We start from the raw sequence: 17,096 nt of genomic DNA on the forward strand, positions 1-17,096 counted from the left end.
TGAAAACGGGCCTGCAATTGCAGGCCCGTTTTCGTTTGCAAGCGCTATCAGCGCAAGAAGGCTTGCCGATACTCCCCTGGCGTCGCCCCCAATGCCTGGCGGAAACGGTGGGTGAAGTGGCTGGCGCTGGCGAACCCGCAAGCCAGTGCCACGTCGCCCAGCGGTTGTGAACTGTGGCGCAGCAGGTGCCGCGCCTGTGCCAGGCGTCTCGCCAACACATACTGGTGGGGTGGCAACCCGAAGCTTTCGCGGAACATCCGGGCAAAATGGTATTCGGACAGCGCACACAATGCCGCCAGTTGCCCGAGACTGATGGCGTCGGCCAGATGGCTGTCTATGTAGTCCACCAGCAACCGGCGCTGGTGCGCGGCCAACCCGCCCTTGAGACGCAGGCCCTGGCGCTGGCCGACCTGACTGAGCAGCAGATGGTTGAGCAACTCGTGGGCCAGGCTGGTGGTCAGCAGGCGCTCGCCGGGTTCATCCCAGTTCAAGGCGATCAACTGGCGAAAGCGTTGTGCCTGTTGCTCGTCGTCGAGAAAGGTCGCCTCGCGCAGTTGCACTTGCCGGGGTTCGCGATCCAGCAGCGTGACGCAACCTAAGGCGAATTGTTCGGCGCTGAAGTACAGGTGGGCGAGGCGAATGTCGCCGTTGATGACCCAGGCCGATTCATGGTCCGCCGGCAGGATGCAGAGTTTGTCGGGTGCCCCGAGGGTGTCGGGCCGTTCGCGACGAAAGGTACCGGTGCCGCCGGCGATATAGCAGGACAGCGTGTGGTGGGTCGGCGCCTCGTAGTTCCGGGCGTCATGATGATTGGTCCACAAGGCGGCCGCCATGCCGTCACCGAGCTCGGCACTGTGCTCCAGACGGGCATTGGGCGAGCTGTTGAGGGCTTGGAAGACTTGCAGGGTTTGCAGTGTGGGCATGATCGGTTATCTCCAACGCCTTGCATCCTACTCCGTTGGAAGACCCGTGCCAGCCTGCACGCCGACAAAACCGCAAGTTTACGCAAGTGCCCCGTGGACGACGGCGTGACACTGAATGCCATTGTCAGGAGCCGTCACCATGAACCTCTCGCTATACCTGCTTACCGTACTCATCTGGGGCACCACCTGGATCGCACTGAAGCTGCAACTGGGCGTCGTCGCCATTCCGGTATCGATTGTCTATCGCTTCGGCCTCGCGGCCCTGATCCTGTTCGCAATGCTCCTGCTCAGCCGGCGCCTGCAGGTGATGAACCGCCGTGGTCATTTGATCTGTCTGGCCCAGGGGTTGTGCCTGTTCTGCATCAATTTCATGTGTTTCCTCACGGCCAGCCAGTGGATCCCCAGCGGCCTGGTGGCGGTGGTGTTTTCCACGGCCACGCTGTGGAATGCCCTCAATGCCCGCGTGTTCTTCGGTCAGCGGATCGCCCGTAACGTACTGTTGGGCGGTGGGTTGGGGTTGCTGGGGCTGGGGCTGTTGTTCTGGCCGGAGCTGGCCGGCCATCACGCGAGCCCGCAGACGCTGCTCGGGTTGGCGTTGGCATTGCTGGGCACGTTGTGTTTCTCGGCGGGCAACATGCTTTCGAGCCTGCAACAAAAGGCCGGGCTCAAGCCGTTGACCACCAACGCCTGGGGCATGGCCTACGGCGCGGCGATGCTGGCGGGGTGGTGCCTGTTCAACGGGATTGCGTTCGATATGGAATGGAACCTGCGCTACATGGGTTCGCTGCTGTACCTGGTGATCCCGGGGTCGGTGATCGGCTTTACTGCTTACCTGACGCTGGTGGGGCGCATGGGGCCGGAGCGGGCCGCGTATTGCACGGTGCTGTTCCCGGTGGTGGCGTTGAATGTCTCGGCGTTTGTCGAAGGCTACCAGTGGACGGCTCCGGCACTGGCCGGGCTGGTATTGGTGATGCTGGGGAACGTGCTGGTGTTTCGCAAGCCTCGTCCAGCGGCGCCAAGTGTCGCACTTTGTGGGAGCAAGGCTTGCCCGCGATGAATGCGACGCGCTTTGTCAGAAACCGAGGCGTTCGTTTCGCGGGCAAGCCGTGCTCCCACAAAGCGGGGCGATAGGATGTGGCGCCGGCTTCTATTTCCAGACTTGCGGGTTGACCAGGTTCTGCGGCCGTTCGCCCAGCAGCGCACTGCGCAAGTTATCCACCGCGAGATTGGCCATGGCTTCACGGGTTTCGTGGGTGGCCGAGCCGATGTGCGGCAGGGTGACGGCATTCTTCAGCTGGAACAGCGGTGATTCGCTCAACGGCTCCTTCTCGTAGACGTCCAGCCCGGCGCCACGGATGCGGTTGTTCTGCAAGGCTTCGATCAGCGCCGGTTCATCCACCACCGGGCCGCGGGAAATGTTGACCAGGATGGCGCTCGGCTTCATCAGCGACAGTTCCCGCTGCCCGATCAGGTGGCGGGTCTTTTCACTCAGGGGCACGACGAGGCAGACGAAGTCCGCTTCGGCCAGCAACTGGTCCAGCTCGCGAAACTGCGCGCCCAGCTGGTTTTCCAGTTCGGTCTTGCGGCTGTTGCCGCTGTACAGGATCGGCATGTTGAACCCCAACCGGCCACGCCGGGCGATGGCCGCGCCGATGTTGCCCATGCCGACGATGCCCAGGGTCTTGCCGTGCACGTCGCTGCCGAACAGTTGCGGTCCCACCGTCGCCTGCCATTGTCCGGCCTTGGTCCAGGCGTCCAGTTCCGCAACGCGACGGGCGCTGCTCATCAGCAGGGTGAAGGCCAGGTCGGCAGTGCTTTCGGTCAGCACGTCGGGGGTGTTGGTGAGCATGATCCCGCGTTCATTGAAGTAGGCCAGGTCGTAGTTGTCGTAACCCACCGACACACTGGCGACCACTTGCAGGTTCGCGGCGCCTTGCAGTTGCTCGCGACCGAGCTTGCGGCCGACCCCGATCAGGCCGTGGGCATGGGGCAGGGCTTCGTTGAACTGCGCGTTGATGTCACCCTTCGATGGGTTCGGCACGATCACGTCGAAGTCCTGTTGCAGGCGCTCGACCATCTGGGGCGTGATACGGCTGAAGGCAAGTACGGTTTTTTTCATCGTGCAGAGCTCGTCTTGGAGGCAATACCAAGCACGCTAACATTCCCAGCGAGGGTTAGGCGAGAGGGAGAGTGCAGGTTATGACCTGGAATGATCTGTGGGAGCGAGCCTGCTCGCGATGGTGGCGCACCAGCCAGCATTGATGTTGACTGGCATGGCGCTATCGCGAGCAGGCTCGCTCCCACAAGGGGCCTTTATATCGTCTCTAGGCCGTCTGCAGCGAAATGAACGCGTAATCGGGGGCTGTCTCAGTTACCACCCGCGCGCCACAGGCCATGACCTCGCGGGCGACGTCATCCCCGGACAGATGGAACTGCCATTCACCGGTTTCCGACGCCATGGGCCGCAAGCGCACCTGATCGATGGCGGCCGCGAACGCTGTCATGTCCGGCAGATAGGCGGTAAACCCGTCGCCCTTCAACGCGGTGGTGCGGATTCCCAGGGCCGCACAGATGCGGTCCTTGATCGCGATTTCTTCACGATCGGCCTGGCGCGAACGTTCGATCAGCCCGGCCAGTTCTTCATCGACCAGTTTCCCGCCGACGATCAGTTGCGGTCCGGTTTCCCAGGATTCCGGTGGGCAGTCCTTGGCGGCAGGGTTGAGGGGGATGTGCGGGTTGATTTCCATCGGATAGATGCGGCACACCAGCGGGCGGCGTTCGTAGATGCGGCAGAGGTTTTCTTCGTCGAGATTATGGCAACGGCCGGCGTTATAAGCGGCAAAGGTGATCGCCACGAAGGCATCGCTGCCGCCGCTCCGAACCCTGACGGAACGGCGTTCGGCATGCTCGCGTTGCGCCACCGGCAGGCCTAGGCCATTGGGCAGGAAGGCTTCCACCAGGACAATGACCTGGCCGCCATCGCTTGCCCACATCCGGGCTTCGTCGAGGCTCAGGGGAACATGATGGCCGGAGCAGCATTTGCCGCAGCCTACGCAGGAAAACCTTGTATTCATTGAGCGACCGGTCGAGAGCTGGAAGGCGGCGACAGAAAAACGCCGTGACGAGCCTCGCGAAGCAAGTTATGCGCCACTCACTGCTCGGTCGCGGCGGGGCGGATCGAGTCCCATTCGGTCACATGGGCGGTCTTGGTTTTCTTGCGATAGAGGCATAATTCGGTACCGGTCGCCCCTTTCATGTGTTTCTGCGGGTATTGGCCTTGCAGCAACAGCGCGGTGTAGCCGACCCGGTCGTCGAATTGCGCGGCGGTGCCCACCGGCTCGACGTCCTTCAGGCCACTGGCCTTGATGCAGCTGGCCAGCACGGCTTTGTCGTAGGCGGCCCAGGCCTCCGGGCTGGACGCGTGGGCCTGGGAGGCCAGGGCAGCGAAGCCAAGGAGAATCAATGCGCGGGTTTTCATCGGGATGTCTCGTTCCGGAAAGTCAGGGCAAGAGTATGCCTGAGGTTACCGGACCCTGATCGCTCCCACGCCGGAACGCAGGAGCACACCATCGGTACAACTCAGTGGCCTTGTTCGGCCACCGCCTTGGCCGCTGTGATCAGGCACTTGGTCAGTTCTGGCGAGGAAAATTTGGTCAGTACCCCGTTGGCGCCGGCCAGCCGGGCCTTTTCACTGTTCATGGCGCTGTCCAGCGAGGTGTGCAGCAACACGTAGAGATGGGCGAAGTCCGGTGTTTCCCGCAGGGTGCGGGTGAGGGCGTAACCGTCCATTTCCGACATTTCGATGTCGGAGACGATGAGGTTGATCTGGTTGTCCGTGCCTTGCAGGTCCAACAGGCATTCGATGGCTTCCTTGGCGCTGCGGGCGGTGTGGCATTGCAGGCCCAGGTTGCGCAGGGTGTGTACCGATTGTTGCAGTGCCACCTGGCTGTCATCGACCACCAGGATCCGTGCGTTGCCCAGCACTTCGGCGTCTTCCATGCTCAGTTCGGTGGGCGCGGTTTCGATCTGCGCCGGGGCGATGCCATGGATGACCTTCTCGATGTCCAGTACCTGCACCAGCGTGCCATCCACCGACGTTACGCCGGTGATGAACGCGCGGTTACCGCCGGAGCCGTAAGGCGGTGGCTTGATGTCGGTGGTCAGGCAATGGACGATCTTGCTCACCGCCTGCACATGCAGGCCCTGCTTGGAGCGGCTGACGTCGGTGACGATCAGGCAGCCACCATCCGGATCTTCCAGCGGCCGCTCGCCGATGGCGCGGCTCAGGTCAATCACCGACAGCGATGCGCCACGCAGGGTCGCGATGCCTTTTACGTGCGGGTGCGATTCCGGCAGTTTGGTCAGTGGCGGGCACGGGATGATCTCACTGACTTTGAGCAGGTTGATTGCCATCAGCTTGCCGCTGCGCAAGGTAAACAGCAGAAGCGAAAGTGAATCTGCGCGGGCTTTGTTGGAAGACATAAAAACCTTCTGTGTAAAAAGGTGGGGCGAACGTGAAGATCGCCAAAACAGCTTTTGATATCGGGTTATCGACTTGTTGGGGGCAGGCTTTAGGGTGAAAGCTGCCGACATCCGATTTCGGGGTCAGCGGCCTGTGAATACACAACCTGTGGCGAGGGGATTTAGCGAAACGTCGCACCGCCCCGTTGGGTTGCGAAGCAGCCCCAAATCAGCAAATCCAATCTGCCTGACACACTGCATTGCCTGATTTTAGGGCCGCTTCGCAGCCCAACGGGGCGGTGCGACGTTTCGCTAAATCCCCTCGCCACAAGGGCTTGAGCAACTTGAGGGCGTTACTTGAGCCCCAACCGCCGTGCCATCCGACCCAGGTTCGCTCGATCCAGCCCCAGTTCCCGGGCGGCGCTGGCCCAGTTGTGCTGATGGCGTTCCAGGCTGGCGCCGATCAGCCGGCGCTGGAAATCATCCATGGCTTCGCGCAGGTCACCCGTCACCGGTTCCATCGCTGTTGCAGAGGGGGGAAGTGAGGGTTCTGACGTTGGCTCGGCGGCCTGGGGCAGGTCCAGGTCCTGGGCGCCGAGGCTGAGGATCTTCGGGCGCATCGGGCATCTGCCCAGCGCTTTCAGGGCGCTACGGCCGATCAGGTGCTCCAGTTCACGCACGTTACCCGGCCAGTCGTAGGCCAGCAACGCGGCCTGGGCGTCGCTGCTCAGGCGCAGGCTGTTAAGGCCCATGCGCGAGCGGTTCTGCTCCAGGAAGAAACCGCTGAGCAGCAGTACATCCCGGCCGCGATCCCGCAGCGCCGGTACCTGCAAGGGATACACGCTCAGGCGGTGATAGAAGTCTGCCCGGTAACGGCCGCTGCGCACCTCTTCGGCCAGGTCGCGATTGGTCGCGGCGATCAGGCGGACGTCGACCTGGTGTTCCTTGTCCGAGCCCAGGCGCTGCAACTGGCCGCTCTGCAACACTCGCAGCAGTTTGGCCTGGACAGTCAGGGACAGCTCGCCCACTTCGTCGAGGAACAACGTGCCGCCATCGGCCAGCTCGAACTTGCCGCGCCGGTCGCTCGTGGCCCCGGTGAACGCGCCGCGTACATGGCCGAAGAGTTCGCTTTCCACCAGGGTGTCCGGCAGGGCGGCGCAGTTGAGGCTGATCAGCGGCTGTTCGGCGCGCTTGGAAGCCGCGTGGATGGCTTGCGCGACCAGTTCCTTGCCGACGCCGGTTTCCCCGGTGATCAACACGGTCAGGTCGCTACCGCCCACCAGATTGATCTCTTCCACCAGGCGTTTATGGGCCTTGCTCTGGCCGACCATGTCGCGGGGTTGCTGGCCGCTGGCCTGGCGATAGACCTCGGCGCGACGGTGTTCGTCTTCGGCTTTCAAGGCCAGGTGTTCGATGCGTTCGGCGGCGCTGACCGTGGCGGCGGCGAGGCTGGCGAAGGCCTGCAGGGCACTGAGGTCTATGGGTTCGAAACGCTCCGGATCCAGTGAGTCAAGGGTCAGCAGACCCCAGGGACGCTCGTCGACGAACAACGGGCAGCCCATGCAGTCGTGAACCTCCAGATGGTCGTCGAGACCTTCGACCAGTCCATCGTAAGGGTCGGGCAGGTCGCTGTCGGTGGCGAAACGGGTGGGATGCGGGTTGGCCAGCAATGCTTCGAAGCGCGGGTGTTCGCTGACCCGGAAGCGTCGGCCCAAGGTGTCGGTGCTCAAGCCATCCACCGCCAGCGGCACCAGGCAGTCCCCGTCCAGCCGCAACAGCGCCGCCGCGTCACAGGGCAGCAAGGCGCGCAGGGCACCGAGCAAGCGGCGATAGCGCTCGCCTTCAGGCAGTTCGCGAGACAGGTCCGCTACCAGTGGCAGCAGGGAAGTCAGCAGGGAGGTTGCGGTCATAATGACTCCATGTAGTCGAAAGGACTATATCCTCGCTCGTGTCTTAATGACTACTTTATTTTTAACTTGCTGAAAATAAAGGAAAATATTTTTGGCATGAAAACTGATAAGCATGGATATCCGTTTCCGTAATACACGAGGAGTCACCTTATGCTCACCCGGGAAGAACGCGCCATCATTCGCTCCACCGTTCCATTGCTCGAAAGCGGTGGTGAAGCGCTCATCACTCATTTCTATCGCATGATGCTTTCCGAGTATCCGCAAGTCCGACCGCTGTTCAACCAGGCTCACCAAGCCAGCGGCGATCAACCTCGGGCCCTGGCCAACGGCGTATTGATGTACGCGCGGCACATCGACCAGCTCGACCAGTTGGGTGACCTTGTGGCGAAAATCGTCAACAAGCACGTCGCCTTGCAGATCGAACCGCAGCATTACCCGATCGTCGGTTCCTGCTTGTTGCGGGCAATTGCCGAAGTGCTGGGCAACGAGATTGCCACGCCCGAAGTGATTTCGGCCTGGGGCGCTGCCTATAACCAGCTGGCCGATATCCTGATCGGCGCCGAAGCCGGCATGTATGACCAGAAAGCCGCTGCGCCGGGTGGCTGGCGGGGCGATCGGGAATTCATCCTGGTGGCCAAGGCCCAGGAAAGCTCGGAGATCACCTCGTTCTATTTCGAGCCGGCGGACAAAGGGCCGATTCTGCGGGCCGAGCCGGGTCAGTACATCGGCATGAAACTGTTCCTGGATGGTGAGGAAGTGCGTCGTAACTATTCACTGTCGGCACTGGCGGACAACGGTCAATACCGGATCAGTGTCAAGCGCGAGCCAAATGGACGGGTGTCGAACTACCTGCATCATGATTTCCAGATTGGTAGCAGCATCCAGCTGTTCCCGCCGTCCGGGGATTTCTACCTGACCGCCAGTGACAAACCCCTGGTGTTGATCAGCGGTGGCGTCGGCATCACCCCGACCCTGGCGATGCTGCAGGCGGCGTTGCAAACCGAGCGGCCGGTACATTTCATTCACTGCGCACGCAATGGTCGCGCCCATGCCTTCCGTGAGTGGATCGACGACCTGGCCACGCGGCACCCGCAGCTCAAGCGCTTCTATTGCTATGACGAAGACGACGGCTTGAGTCCGGCGGCCGACCGGATTGGCTTGTTGAGCCAGGAACAACTGGCCAAATGGCTGCCGGAACAGCGTGACCTGGATGCCTACTTCCTTGGGCCGAAGGGCTTCATGGCGGCCGTGAAGCGTCATCTCAAGGCCCTGGGCGTGCCGGATGGACAGAGCCGCTACGAATTCTTCGGACCGGCTGCTGCGCTGGAGTAAAGGCAGGCGGCAAGCCTGATAGAGCCGGGTTTGCCTTCATCGCGAGCAGGCTCGCTCCCACAGGGAATTGCGGCGGATGCACTGTTGTGCCCGCCGCAAAAAATGTGGGAGCGGGCTTGCGGTAAGCGCGTCTTCCTGAGCGTCACCAGATCCTGTGGGAGCGAGCCTGCTCGCGATGGGGCCGGCATGCGTTGCACATCCTCAACTGACGTCTTCGCCCGCTCAAAGTTAATCCGCGCTTAACCTTTTTCCTGTCTATTCCCCCTCAACGTTGGCGCAAGCCGCTCGTTCACTGTCATGGCCAACGTGTAGACTTCGGTCATCCGACAGCGCGCCGGGCGTCGCAAGGCTGCGCGTCGATCCATGTATCCAAAGGAAAACGCAATGAGTGAGGAAATGATGCGGTTGGGCCGCGAGCGTCGCTACCTGGTGCTGCTGGGGCTGATCTGCCTGGCGCTGATCGGTGGCGCGCTGTACATGCAGGTGGCCCTCGGTGAAGCTCCGTGCCCGCTGTGCATCCTGCAGCGTTATGCGCTGTTGCTGATCGCAATCTTCGCTTTCATCGGCGCGGCCATGCGCACCCGTCGCAGCCTGACGATCCTTGAGGGGATTGTGGTGCTCTGCGCCGTGGCAGGTGCTGGGGTGGCGGGGCATCATGTGTACACCCAGTTCTTCCCGGCGGTCAGTTGCGGTATCGATGTGCTGCAACCGATTGTCGATGATCTGCCCCTGGCGAAGATCTTCCCGCTGGGTTTCCAGGTCGATGGGTTCTGCTCCACCCCGTACCCGCCGATCCTGGGCTTGTCTCTGGCGCAGTGGGCGCTGCTGGCCTTCGTGTTGATCGTGGTGCTGGTACCCTTGCTGGTATCGCGTAACCGCAAGACCCTTCGCTGACGCGACTTGGTGAAACGCCCCGGTTTCTCTGTTGGAGAACCGGGGCGTTTTGCGTTTCAGCCCTCGAAAGGATCGGCCTTGATCCGGGACAAGAATGACCTGCGACACTGTGCGACACGTTGTCACACATTTCCCGGTTTCGGAGTCGTTCGCTACCTGGATATGCGCCTTGTCCTGTAACAAAAAAAACGTTCCGACTTGCCATGCCTGCCATCTTTGCGGAGTAGGCAGCAGGCATTTTTAACAGCGTAGCGCCATTTGGCGAGCCCCCCGAAAAATGGGCGTTTGCCGGGAAAAAAGCCATCAGTGCATGCCGTTCATGCTGTCTGAATCGGGCGTAGTAGGCCTACGTTTTTTGGGGTTCTTGTTGAGAATCAATTTCGATAACATGCCGGACCGTTGCGGTATCCGGAAGAGATTGTTGTCGGTTTGGATAAAAATTATTTCGGGATGAGACATAGTCTCCGGCGCTTCAGCTCACTACAATCGGCCGCACCGAATATCCGACCCGGCTCAGGCTTGAGCACGAGAGGTGGTCGAAGGGCGCCAGCGCCCCATGCGACCCAGGTGTCGGTGCCTTCCAACTACCCGCACCAAATGGAATTGGGCTGTAACCAAGGCCTTTTACCGACGAATTCGAATAAGAACTCACTGCTGGCCCAGGATATGTCGAACAGCGTCTGACGCGCGACGGGCAGCCCTTATTCAAATCCAAGAAAATGCCAACCCTTGGCAGGGTGAAGTGTTGGCGATCAAAACCCAACTGCATTGCGCAAGCTGCTTTAGAGGTCGTGAGATGAGTAAAAACAGGTACCCCCGATTACTAGGCTTGCTGCCGCTGCTCGGCACGTTGCTGCTGGGAGGCTGCAACATGACCTTGCTCGATCCCAAGGGCCAGGTCGGCCTGGATGAACGAAACCTGATCATCACCGCCACGCTGCTGATGTTGCTGGTCGTCGTGCCGGTTATCGTCATGACGTTCCTGTTCGCCTGGAAATACCGCGCTTCCAACACCAAGGCCGTGTACACGCCGAAGTGGTCGCACTCCACCAAGATTGAAGCAGCCGTGTGGACAATCCCGGTCCTGATCATCATTGCCCTGGGTTATGTCACCTACAAGTCGACCCACGCCCTGGACCCGTACCGTCCGCTGGACTCCGACGTCAAGCCGATCACCATTGAAGTGGTCTCGATGGACTGGAAGTGGCTGTTCATCTATCCGGAACAAGGCATCGCCACCGTCAACAAGATCGTGTTCCCGGCCCACACGCCGATCAACTTCAAGGTCACCTCCGACACCGTGATGAACTCGTTCTTCATCCCGGGCCTGGGCGGCCAGATCTACGCGATGGCGGGCATGCAGACCAAGCTGCACCTGATCGCCAACCAGAATGCCGAACTCGAAGGGATCTCCGCCAACTACAGCGGCGCGGGTTTCACCGGCATGAAGTTCAAAGCAATCGCCACCACTCAGGAGGACTTCGACGCCTGGGTCAACGATGTGAAGAAGGCACCTAAACAGCTTGAAAAAGCTGAATACGAAGCCCTTTCCAAACCGAGCCAGAACAACCCAGTCGAACTCTACTCCGCGGTCACGCCGAACCTGTTCCAGACCATCATCGACAAGTATGAAGGGATGAATCCGGGCAAGCCGATGCACCACGAGAAGAAAGAGCAGGAAGAAGTGGCGCACAACATGGAAGGGATGGACATGAGTTCGCATTCAGCTGCCGGGGCAGAGGAGTAAACGATGTTTGGTAAATTAAGTTGGGAAGCGATCCCGTTCCACGAGCCGATTGTCATGGTGACCCTCGCCATCATCGCGCTCGGTGGTCTGGCGCTGTTCGCCGGGATCACTTACTTCAAGAAGTGGACCTACCTGTGGACCGAGTGGCTGACGTCGGTCGACCACAAGAAAATCGGCGTGATGTACATCGTCGTCGCCATGGTCATGCTGCTGCGCGGTTTTGCCGACGCGATCATGATGCGTACCCAGTTGGCCATGGCCACCGAGGGTTCGCCTGGCTACCTGCCGCCTGAACACTATGACCAGATCTTCACCGCCCACGGTGTGATCATGATCATCTTCATGGCGATGCCATTCTTCACCGGCCTGATGAACCTGGCAGTGCCGCTGCAGATCGGTGCCCGTGACGTTGCCTTCCCTTTCCTGAACTCCCTGAGCTTCTGGCTGCTGGTGTCCGGCGTCGTGCTGATCAACCTGTCCCTGGGTGTTGGTGAATTCGCCAAGACCGGTTGGGTTGCCTATCCGCCGTTGTCGGGGCTGCAATACAGTCCGGGCGTGGGTGTGGATTACTACATCTGGGCGCTACAGCTATCCGGGTTGGGGACGACGCTGACGGGGGTCAACTTCCTGGCCACCGTGCTGAAAATGCGTACCCCGGGCATGAAGCTGATGGACATGCCGATCTTCACCTGGACCTGCACCTGGGCCAACGTCCTGATCGTCGCTTCGTTCCCGATCCTGACCGCTACCCTGGCACTGCTGACGCTTGACCGTTACATGGATTTCCACATTTTCACCAATGAACTGGGTGGAAATCCGATGATGTACGTCAACCTGTTCTGGGCCTGGGGTCACCCCGAGGTGTACATCCTGATCCTGCCGGCGTTCGGGATCTTCTCCGAAGTCATCTCGACCTTCTCCGGCAAGAAACTGTTCGGCCACCACTCGATGATCTACGCTTCCGGCGCGATCTCGGTGCTGGGCTTCATGGTCTGGCTGCACCACTTCTTCACCATGGGTTCGGGGGCCAGCGTCAACGCCTTCTTCGGCCTGGCGACGATGCTGATTTCGATCCCGACGGGGGTGAAGCTGTTCAACTGGCTGTTCACCATCTACCAGGGCCGCCTGCGTTTCACCAGCCACGTGCTGTGGACCCTGGGCTTCATGGTGACCTTCGCCATCGGCGGTATGACCGGCGTACTGCTGGCCATCCCGGGTGCCGACTTCGTCCTGCACAACAGCCTGTTCGTGATCGCGCACTTCCATAACGTGATCATCGGCGGCGCGGTGTTCGGCTACATCGCCGGCTTCGCCTTCTACTTCCCGAAAGCGTTCGGCTTCAAGCTGCACGAAGGCTGGGGCAAGGGCGCGTTCTGGTTCTGGATCACCGGCTTCTTCGTCGCGTTCATGCCGCTCTATGTACTGGGCTTCATGGGCATGACCCGTCGCCTGAACACCACCGCCAACCCTGAGTGGGTGCCGTACCTGTACGTCGCCATGTTCGGTGCGGTGCTGATCGCCGTCGGTATCGCCTGCCAGCTGATCCAGCTGTACGTCAGCGTGCGTGACCGCAACAAGCCAGAGAACATGTGCGAACACGGCGATCCGTGGGATGCCCATACCCTGGAGTGGTCGACCTCTTCGCCACCGCCGTTCTACAACTTCGCCGTGCTGCCGAAAGCGGACACCATCGACCCGTTCACCGAGGCCAAGGAAAACGGTACTGCGTACCAGCCTGCGGCCAAGTACTCGCCGATCCACATGCCGAACAACACCGCTACCGGTGTGGTTATGGGCGGCCTGTTGACTGTGTTCGGTTTCGCGATGATCTGGCACATCTGGTGGCTCGCCGCCGCCAGCCTGGTCGGCACCGTGGTGTATTTCGCCATCCATGCCGCCCGCGACGATCAGGGCTACATGGTGCCGGTGGATGTCATCGAGCGCATCGAAGCCGAGCAGCACAAACGTCTGGTCGCGGCCGGGAAAGTCCGGGCCACCGCCACCCGTGTTGAAACCTCGTTGGAACAGGCTTAAACCATGTCGAACTTAGTGACCAATGTTGGACACGCCCATGGTCATGACCATGGGCACGATGACCATCACCACGACTCGGGCGAGATGACCGTATTCGGTTTCTGGCTCTACCTGATGACCGACTGCATTCTGTTCGCGTCGATCTTCGCGGCCTACGCGGTGCTGGTAAACAACGTCGCCGGTGGCCCGTCGGGCCACGACATCTTCGAGCTGCCTTACGTACTGGGCGAAACCGCTCTGCTGCTGTTCAGCTCGATCACCTACGGCTTCGCCATGCTGGCGTTGTACAAGGGCAAGAAAACCCAGGTCCTGGGCTGGCTGGCCATGACCTTCCTGTTCGGTGCCGGCTTCATCGGCATGGAGATCAACGAGTTCCACATGTTGATCTCCGAGGGCTTCGGTCCTAACCGCAGCGGCTTCCTGTCCGGGTTCTTCACCCTGGTCGGCACCCACGGTCTGCACGTGACCAGCGGCTTGATCTGGATGGCGATCATGATGTACCAGGTCCAGAAAAATGGCCTGACCGCCACCAACAAGACTCGCCTGAGCTGCCTGAGTCTGTTCTGGCACTTCCTGGACGTGGTGTGGATCTGCGTATTCACCGTTGTTTATCTGATGGGGACCCTGTAAATGGCTAACGCACATTCCCATGATGGTCATGACGCCGGTCACGGCAGCGTCAAGTCCTATGCCATCGGCTTCATCCTGTCGGTGATCCTGACCATCATCCCGTTCGGCCTGGTGATGTACCCCTCGCTGCCCAAAAGCCTGACCCTGTGGATCGTCCTGATCTTCGCCGTGGTCCAGGTCCTGGTGCACCTGGTGTACTTCCTGCACCTGGACCGCTCCGCCGCCCAGCGTAACAACGTGATTGCGTTTGTCTTCGCGGCGTTGGTGATCGTCCTGCTGGTCGGCCTGTCGTTGTGGATCATGTTCAGCATCCACACCAACATGATGGCGCACTGAGGAAAGTCCGGATGTCCTTAAAGCACTTTATCCAAATCACCAAGCCGGGGATCATTTTCGGTAACGTGCTTTCTGTGGCAGGCGGGTTTTTCCTGGCCTCGAAAGGGCATGTCGATCTGGCCATCTTCCTGGCGGCGATGATCGGCACCTCCCTGGTGGTGGCGTCCGGTTGCGTGTTCAACAACTGCATCGACCGCGACATCGACATCAAGATGGAGCGCACCAAAAACCGTGCGCTGGTCCAGGGGCTGATCCCGGTACAACTGGCCCTGGCGTTCGCCACGGTGCTGGGCGTGGCCGGTGTGGCGCTGTTGTACCGCGTGGCCAACCCGTTGGCGGCGCTGTTCGCGGTGATCGGTTTCGTCATCTACGTCGGCCTCTACAGCCTGTACCTCAAGCGCAAGTCGGTTCACGGCACGCTGGTGGGCAGTCTGTCGGGGGCGATGCCGCCGGTGATCGGCTATGTGGCGGTCAGCAACAGCTTCGACATGGCTGCGCTGACGCTGCTGGTGATGTTCAGCCTGTGGCAGATGCCGCATTCCTATGCCATCGCGATCTTCCGCTTCAACGACTACCTGGCCGCCTCGATTCCGGTGTTGCCGGTCAAGCGCGGCATTCGCGTGGCCAAGAAGCACATCCTGCTCTACATCCTGGCCTTCCTGGTGGCGACCTTGATGCTGACCTTCAGCGGCTACGCCGGCATGAGCTACCTCGCCGTCGCCGCCGCCATGGGCATGTACTGGCTGTACATGGCCTGGACCGGCTACAAGGCCGTGGATGACACGGTCTGGGCACGCAAGCTGTTCGTGTTCTCGATCTTCACCATCACCGCCCTGAGCGTCATGATGTCCCTGGACTTCAAAGTGCCAAGTGAGCTGCTGCTGACCTACGCACCTTAAGCGCCAGACGCTGTACAGAAAGCCCCGCCTTCGAGAGAAGCGCGGGGCTTTTTCTTGGGCGCTGCCCTGAGTGGTAAGGTCTGTCATTTAGAGCAACACAATGTTGGATGTTGAACTATAGGCAGATTGCCTATAGTTTGGCCATGCGAACCTTATTTTTTGAAACCTCTTCATTTACCGCCACGGTAGGCCGTTATCTGACGGACGATGAATATCGCTTGCTTCAATCTCATATGTTGCAGCATCCAGGAGCGGGCGACCTGATGCCCCGCACAGGTGGCTTTCGTAAATTGCGTTGGCCGGATGGACGTCGTGGCAAAGGGAAGCGAGGAGGGTTGCGAGTTATCTACTATTGGCTTATGAATGATGGTCAATTCTGGATGTTTGCGATTTATGACAAGGATGAATTGGAGAACTGACCTCCGAGGAGGAGAAGACGCTCAAGCGCGCCATAGAAGTGGAGTTGAAAATACGAGGTACCTTATGAAAAAGCGCGACCTATTTGCCGAGTTGATGCAAGGCGTTGAGGAGATGGCTTCTCATCGAGAGGGCAAGATCACCCTCCGCCAGATATCGGCCGAAGACAAGCCTGCTCCAGAGGTCTCGGCGCAAGAAATCGTGGCTCTGCGGGACAAGCTCCGTATGTCTCAGGCCGTTTTTGCAAGGAGCATCAGGACCAGCCCCGGTACGCTTAGAAACTGGGAGCAGGAGAAATCCAAACCCAACGCGCAGGCCGCTTTGTTGATCAAACTGGTCGAAAAATTTCCAGATATGGTCGAGCGGCTCGGCGCTGTCTGATCAATCAGTGCCATGAAAAAGCCCCGCCTTCGAGAGAAGCGCGGGGCTTTTTCATGGGCACTGCCAGGGCTGGTGATGTCTCTGTGGGAGCGGGCTTGCTCGCGAAGACGTTGGCACATTCAGTATCCATGGTGGCTGACCCACTGCTATCGCGAGCAGGCTCGCTCCCACAGGTATTGGGTGAGGCACATCACCAGCGAGCACTGCTGAACCAGTGCGGGAGCGAGCCTGCTCGCGATGGCGGCGGTACATCCAACATCAATTCAAACTGATCCACCGCCTTCGCGAGCAAGCCCGCTCCCACAAGGCTCTGGGGTTTATTGCTGGGCGATGCTATAGCCGTCAAAGGCCTTTTGCTGTTGCAAAGCGGTGATAATACTTTTGCGGGTGGCCTGTTGTTCGGTGCCGTCGTTGTCGAGGAACAGGTCGTTTTCCAGTTCGGCCTCGTCCCCTTCGCCGACGAAATTGAAGCCCAGGAATTCGAAGGCCTCACGGTCGACGTTCGGCTTGGAACTCGGGGTGCGCAGGGGCAGGGTGACGCTGATGCCGTCCTTGCTGATGACAAATACTTGCGCTTCCTTCTTGGCCCGCGAGGCCTTGCCCTTGCTGCCGCTCGGGTTGCTGATGGCCTGGTGGGTCTGGTTCAGCACCTTCAGGGCCAGGCCATAGACCAATTCCTGGAAGGCCGGGTCGTCCTTGTAGCTGGAAAGAATCCGGCTGATGGGGAAGCGGCTGCTCAGGTCTTCCAGTGCGGCGAAATCGGCCGCTTCGGCGTCCTTGAGCTGCTTGAGCTGGCCCATCAGTTCGTAGGCCTTGTCGTCGTCGAACGCATCGTGGGCCTGGCGGATGGCGCCGCGCAGCTCGCGGATCTGGTCGCTCTCGCGGTTCGACTGGAAGGCATCCAACACCATCTCACTGATGGTCTTGGCCTGGGGCAGATGCTGTGAAAGATTGATGGAGTTTTCGTATTCCGCTTTGGACGACAGGGTGACTACGGATTCAGCGGTATTGGAATCGGACATTGAAATTTCACTACTTCTGTTAGCTGGATAAGACGAGAAAGGCATTGAGCTTTTTTTCGGTCGCCTAATCTATTGGACGCGGGCGGTGTTGTCACGGCTGATCCGGTGGC

Annotated in this window: 16 protein-coding genes and 1 pseudogene; 10 read left to right on the plus strand and 7 right to left on the minus strand. The window is 60.2% G+C overall.

Going from position 1 to position 17,096, the window contains the following annotated elements; all coding sequences use genetic code 11:
* Positions 1-47: 47 nt before the first annotated feature.
* A complete protein-coding gene (locus tag LOY35_RS04610) occupies positions 48-923 on the minus strand; it encodes a helix-turn-helix domain-containing protein (protein WP_258631006.1) in 876 nt (291 codons plus the stop codon).
* A gap of 139 nt (positions 924-1,062) precedes the next feature.
* Between LOY35_RS04610 and LOY35_RS04615 the strand changes: the two genes are divergently transcribed.
* Positions 1,063-1,980 (plus strand): DMT family transporter, encoded by a 918-nt coding sequence (locus LOY35_RS04615; RefSeq protein ID WP_258631009.1) that lies wholly within the window; start codon positions 1,063-1,065, stop codon positions 1,978-1,980.
* Positions 1,981-2,070: 90 nt separating this feature from the next.
* Here LOY35_RS04615 and LOY35_RS04620 read toward each other — a convergent pair whose 3' ends face one another.
* From LOY35_RS04620 to norR, 5 genes are all read right to left on the minus strand, one after another.
* Entirely contained in the window at positions 2,071-3,042 is a 972-nt protein-coding gene (locus tag LOY35_RS04620) for a D-glycerate dehydrogenase (protein WP_258631012.1), read from the minus strand.
* 205 nt (positions 3,043-3,247) lie between these two features.
* Complete coding sequence (locus LOY35_RS04625) at positions 3,248-3,997, minus strand: YkgJ family cysteine cluster protein (RefSeq protein WP_258631015.1); 750 nt, start codon at positions 3,995-3,997, stop codon at positions 3,248-3,250.
* 77 nt (positions 3,998-4,074) lie between these two features.
* Positions 4,075-4,401 carry a hypothetical protein gene (locus LOY35_RS04630; protein WP_258631017.1) on the minus strand — a complete coding sequence of 109 codons (327 nt, stop codon included), beginning with the start codon at positions 4,399-4,401 and terminating at the stop codon, positions 4,075-4,077.
* 101 nt (positions 4,402-4,502) lie between these two features.
* Positions 4,503-5,405, minus strand: a complete 903-nt coding sequence (locus tag LOY35_RS04635) for a chemotaxis protein CheV (RefSeq protein ID WP_258631020.1) — start codon at positions 5,403-5,405, stop codon at positions 4,503-4,505.
* A 332-nt stretch (positions 5,406-5,737) separates the two neighbouring features.
* Positions 5,738-7,294 carry a nitric oxide reductase transcriptional regulator NorR gene (gene norR / locus LOY35_RS04640; protein ID WP_258631023.1) on the minus strand — a complete coding sequence of 519 codons (1,557 nt, stop codon included), beginning with the start codon at positions 7,292-7,294 and terminating at the stop codon, positions 5,738-5,740.
* 150 nt (positions 7,295-7,444) lie between these two features.
* Here norR and hmpA point away from each other — a divergent pair, with 150 nt between their 5' ends.
* The 9 genes and pseudogenes from hmpA to LOY35_RS04685 all read left to right on the plus strand — a co-directional run bounded on the left by hmpA (position 7,445) and on the right by LOY35_RS04685 (position 15,964).
* Positions 7,445-8,626 carry an NO-inducible flavohemoprotein gene (hmpA, locus tag LOY35_RS04645; protein ID WP_258631025.1) on the plus strand — a complete coding sequence of 394 codons (1,182 nt, stop codon included), beginning with the start codon at positions 7,445-7,447 and terminating at the stop codon, positions 8,624-8,626.
* Between the two features lie 384 nt (positions 8,627-9,010).
* Complete coding sequence (locus tag LOY35_RS04650) at positions 9,011-9,520, plus strand: disulfide bond formation protein B (protein ID WP_258631028.1); 510 nt, start codon at positions 9,011-9,013, stop codon at positions 9,518-9,520.
* A 796-nt stretch (positions 9,521-10,316) separates the two neighbouring features.
* Positions 10,317-11,267, plus strand: a complete 951-nt coding sequence (cyoA, locus tag LOY35_RS04655) for a ubiquinol oxidase subunit II (RefSeq protein ID WP_258631030.1) — start codon at positions 10,317-10,319, stop codon at positions 11,265-11,267.
* Positions 11,268-11,270: 3 nt separating this feature from the next.
* Positions 11,271-13,301, plus strand: coding sequence for a cytochrome o ubiquinol oxidase subunit I (cyoB, locus tag LOY35_RS04660; RefSeq protein WP_258631032.1), 2,031 nt, complete (start codon positions 11,271-11,273; stop codon positions 13,299-13,301).
* Positions 13,302-13,304: 3 nt separating this feature from the next.
* A complete protein-coding gene (locus tag LOY35_RS04665) occupies positions 13,305-13,931 on the plus strand; it encodes a cytochrome o ubiquinol oxidase subunit III (protein ID WP_024777554.1) in 627 nt (208 codons plus the stop codon).
* Entirely contained in the window at positions 13,932-14,267 is a 336-nt protein-coding gene (cyoD, locus tag LOY35_RS04670) for a cytochrome o ubiquinol oxidase subunit IV (RefSeq protein WP_047699661.1), read from the plus strand. It abuts the gene before it with no gap.
* Between the two features lie 11 nt (positions 14,268-14,278).
* Positions 14,279-15,166 (plus strand): heme o synthase, encoded by an 888-nt coding sequence (gene cyoE / locus LOY35_RS04675; protein WP_025211928.1) that lies wholly within the window; start codon positions 14,279-14,281, stop codon positions 15,164-15,166.
* A 143-nt stretch (positions 15,167-15,309) separates the two neighbouring features.
* A pseudogene (locus LOY35_RS04680) lies at positions 15,310-15,653 on the plus strand (toxin).
* Positions 15,650-15,964 carry a DNA-binding transcriptional regulator gene (locus tag LOY35_RS04685; protein ID WP_258631036.1) on the plus strand — a complete coding sequence of 105 codons (315 nt, stop codon included), beginning with the start codon at positions 15,650-15,652 and terminating at the stop codon, positions 15,962-15,964. Before LOY35_RS04680 ends, LOY35_RS04685 begins: the two are co-directional and overlap by 4 nt.
* Positions 15,965-16,281: 317 nt before the next feature.
* Here the strand turns inward: LOY35_RS04685 and LOY35_RS04690 are convergent, their stop codons facing one another.
* A complete protein-coding gene (locus LOY35_RS04690; protein WP_258631038.1) occupies positions 16,282-16,986 on the minus strand; it encodes a hypothetical protein in 705 nt (234 codons plus the stop codon).
* Between the last annotated feature and the right edge of the window lie 110 nt (positions 16,987-17,096).

The organism is Pseudomonas sp. B21-028 (assembly GCF_024749045.1).
Taxonomy (GTDB): domain Bacteria; phylum Pseudomonadota; class Gammaproteobacteria; order Pseudomonadales; family Pseudomonadaceae; genus Aquipseudomonas.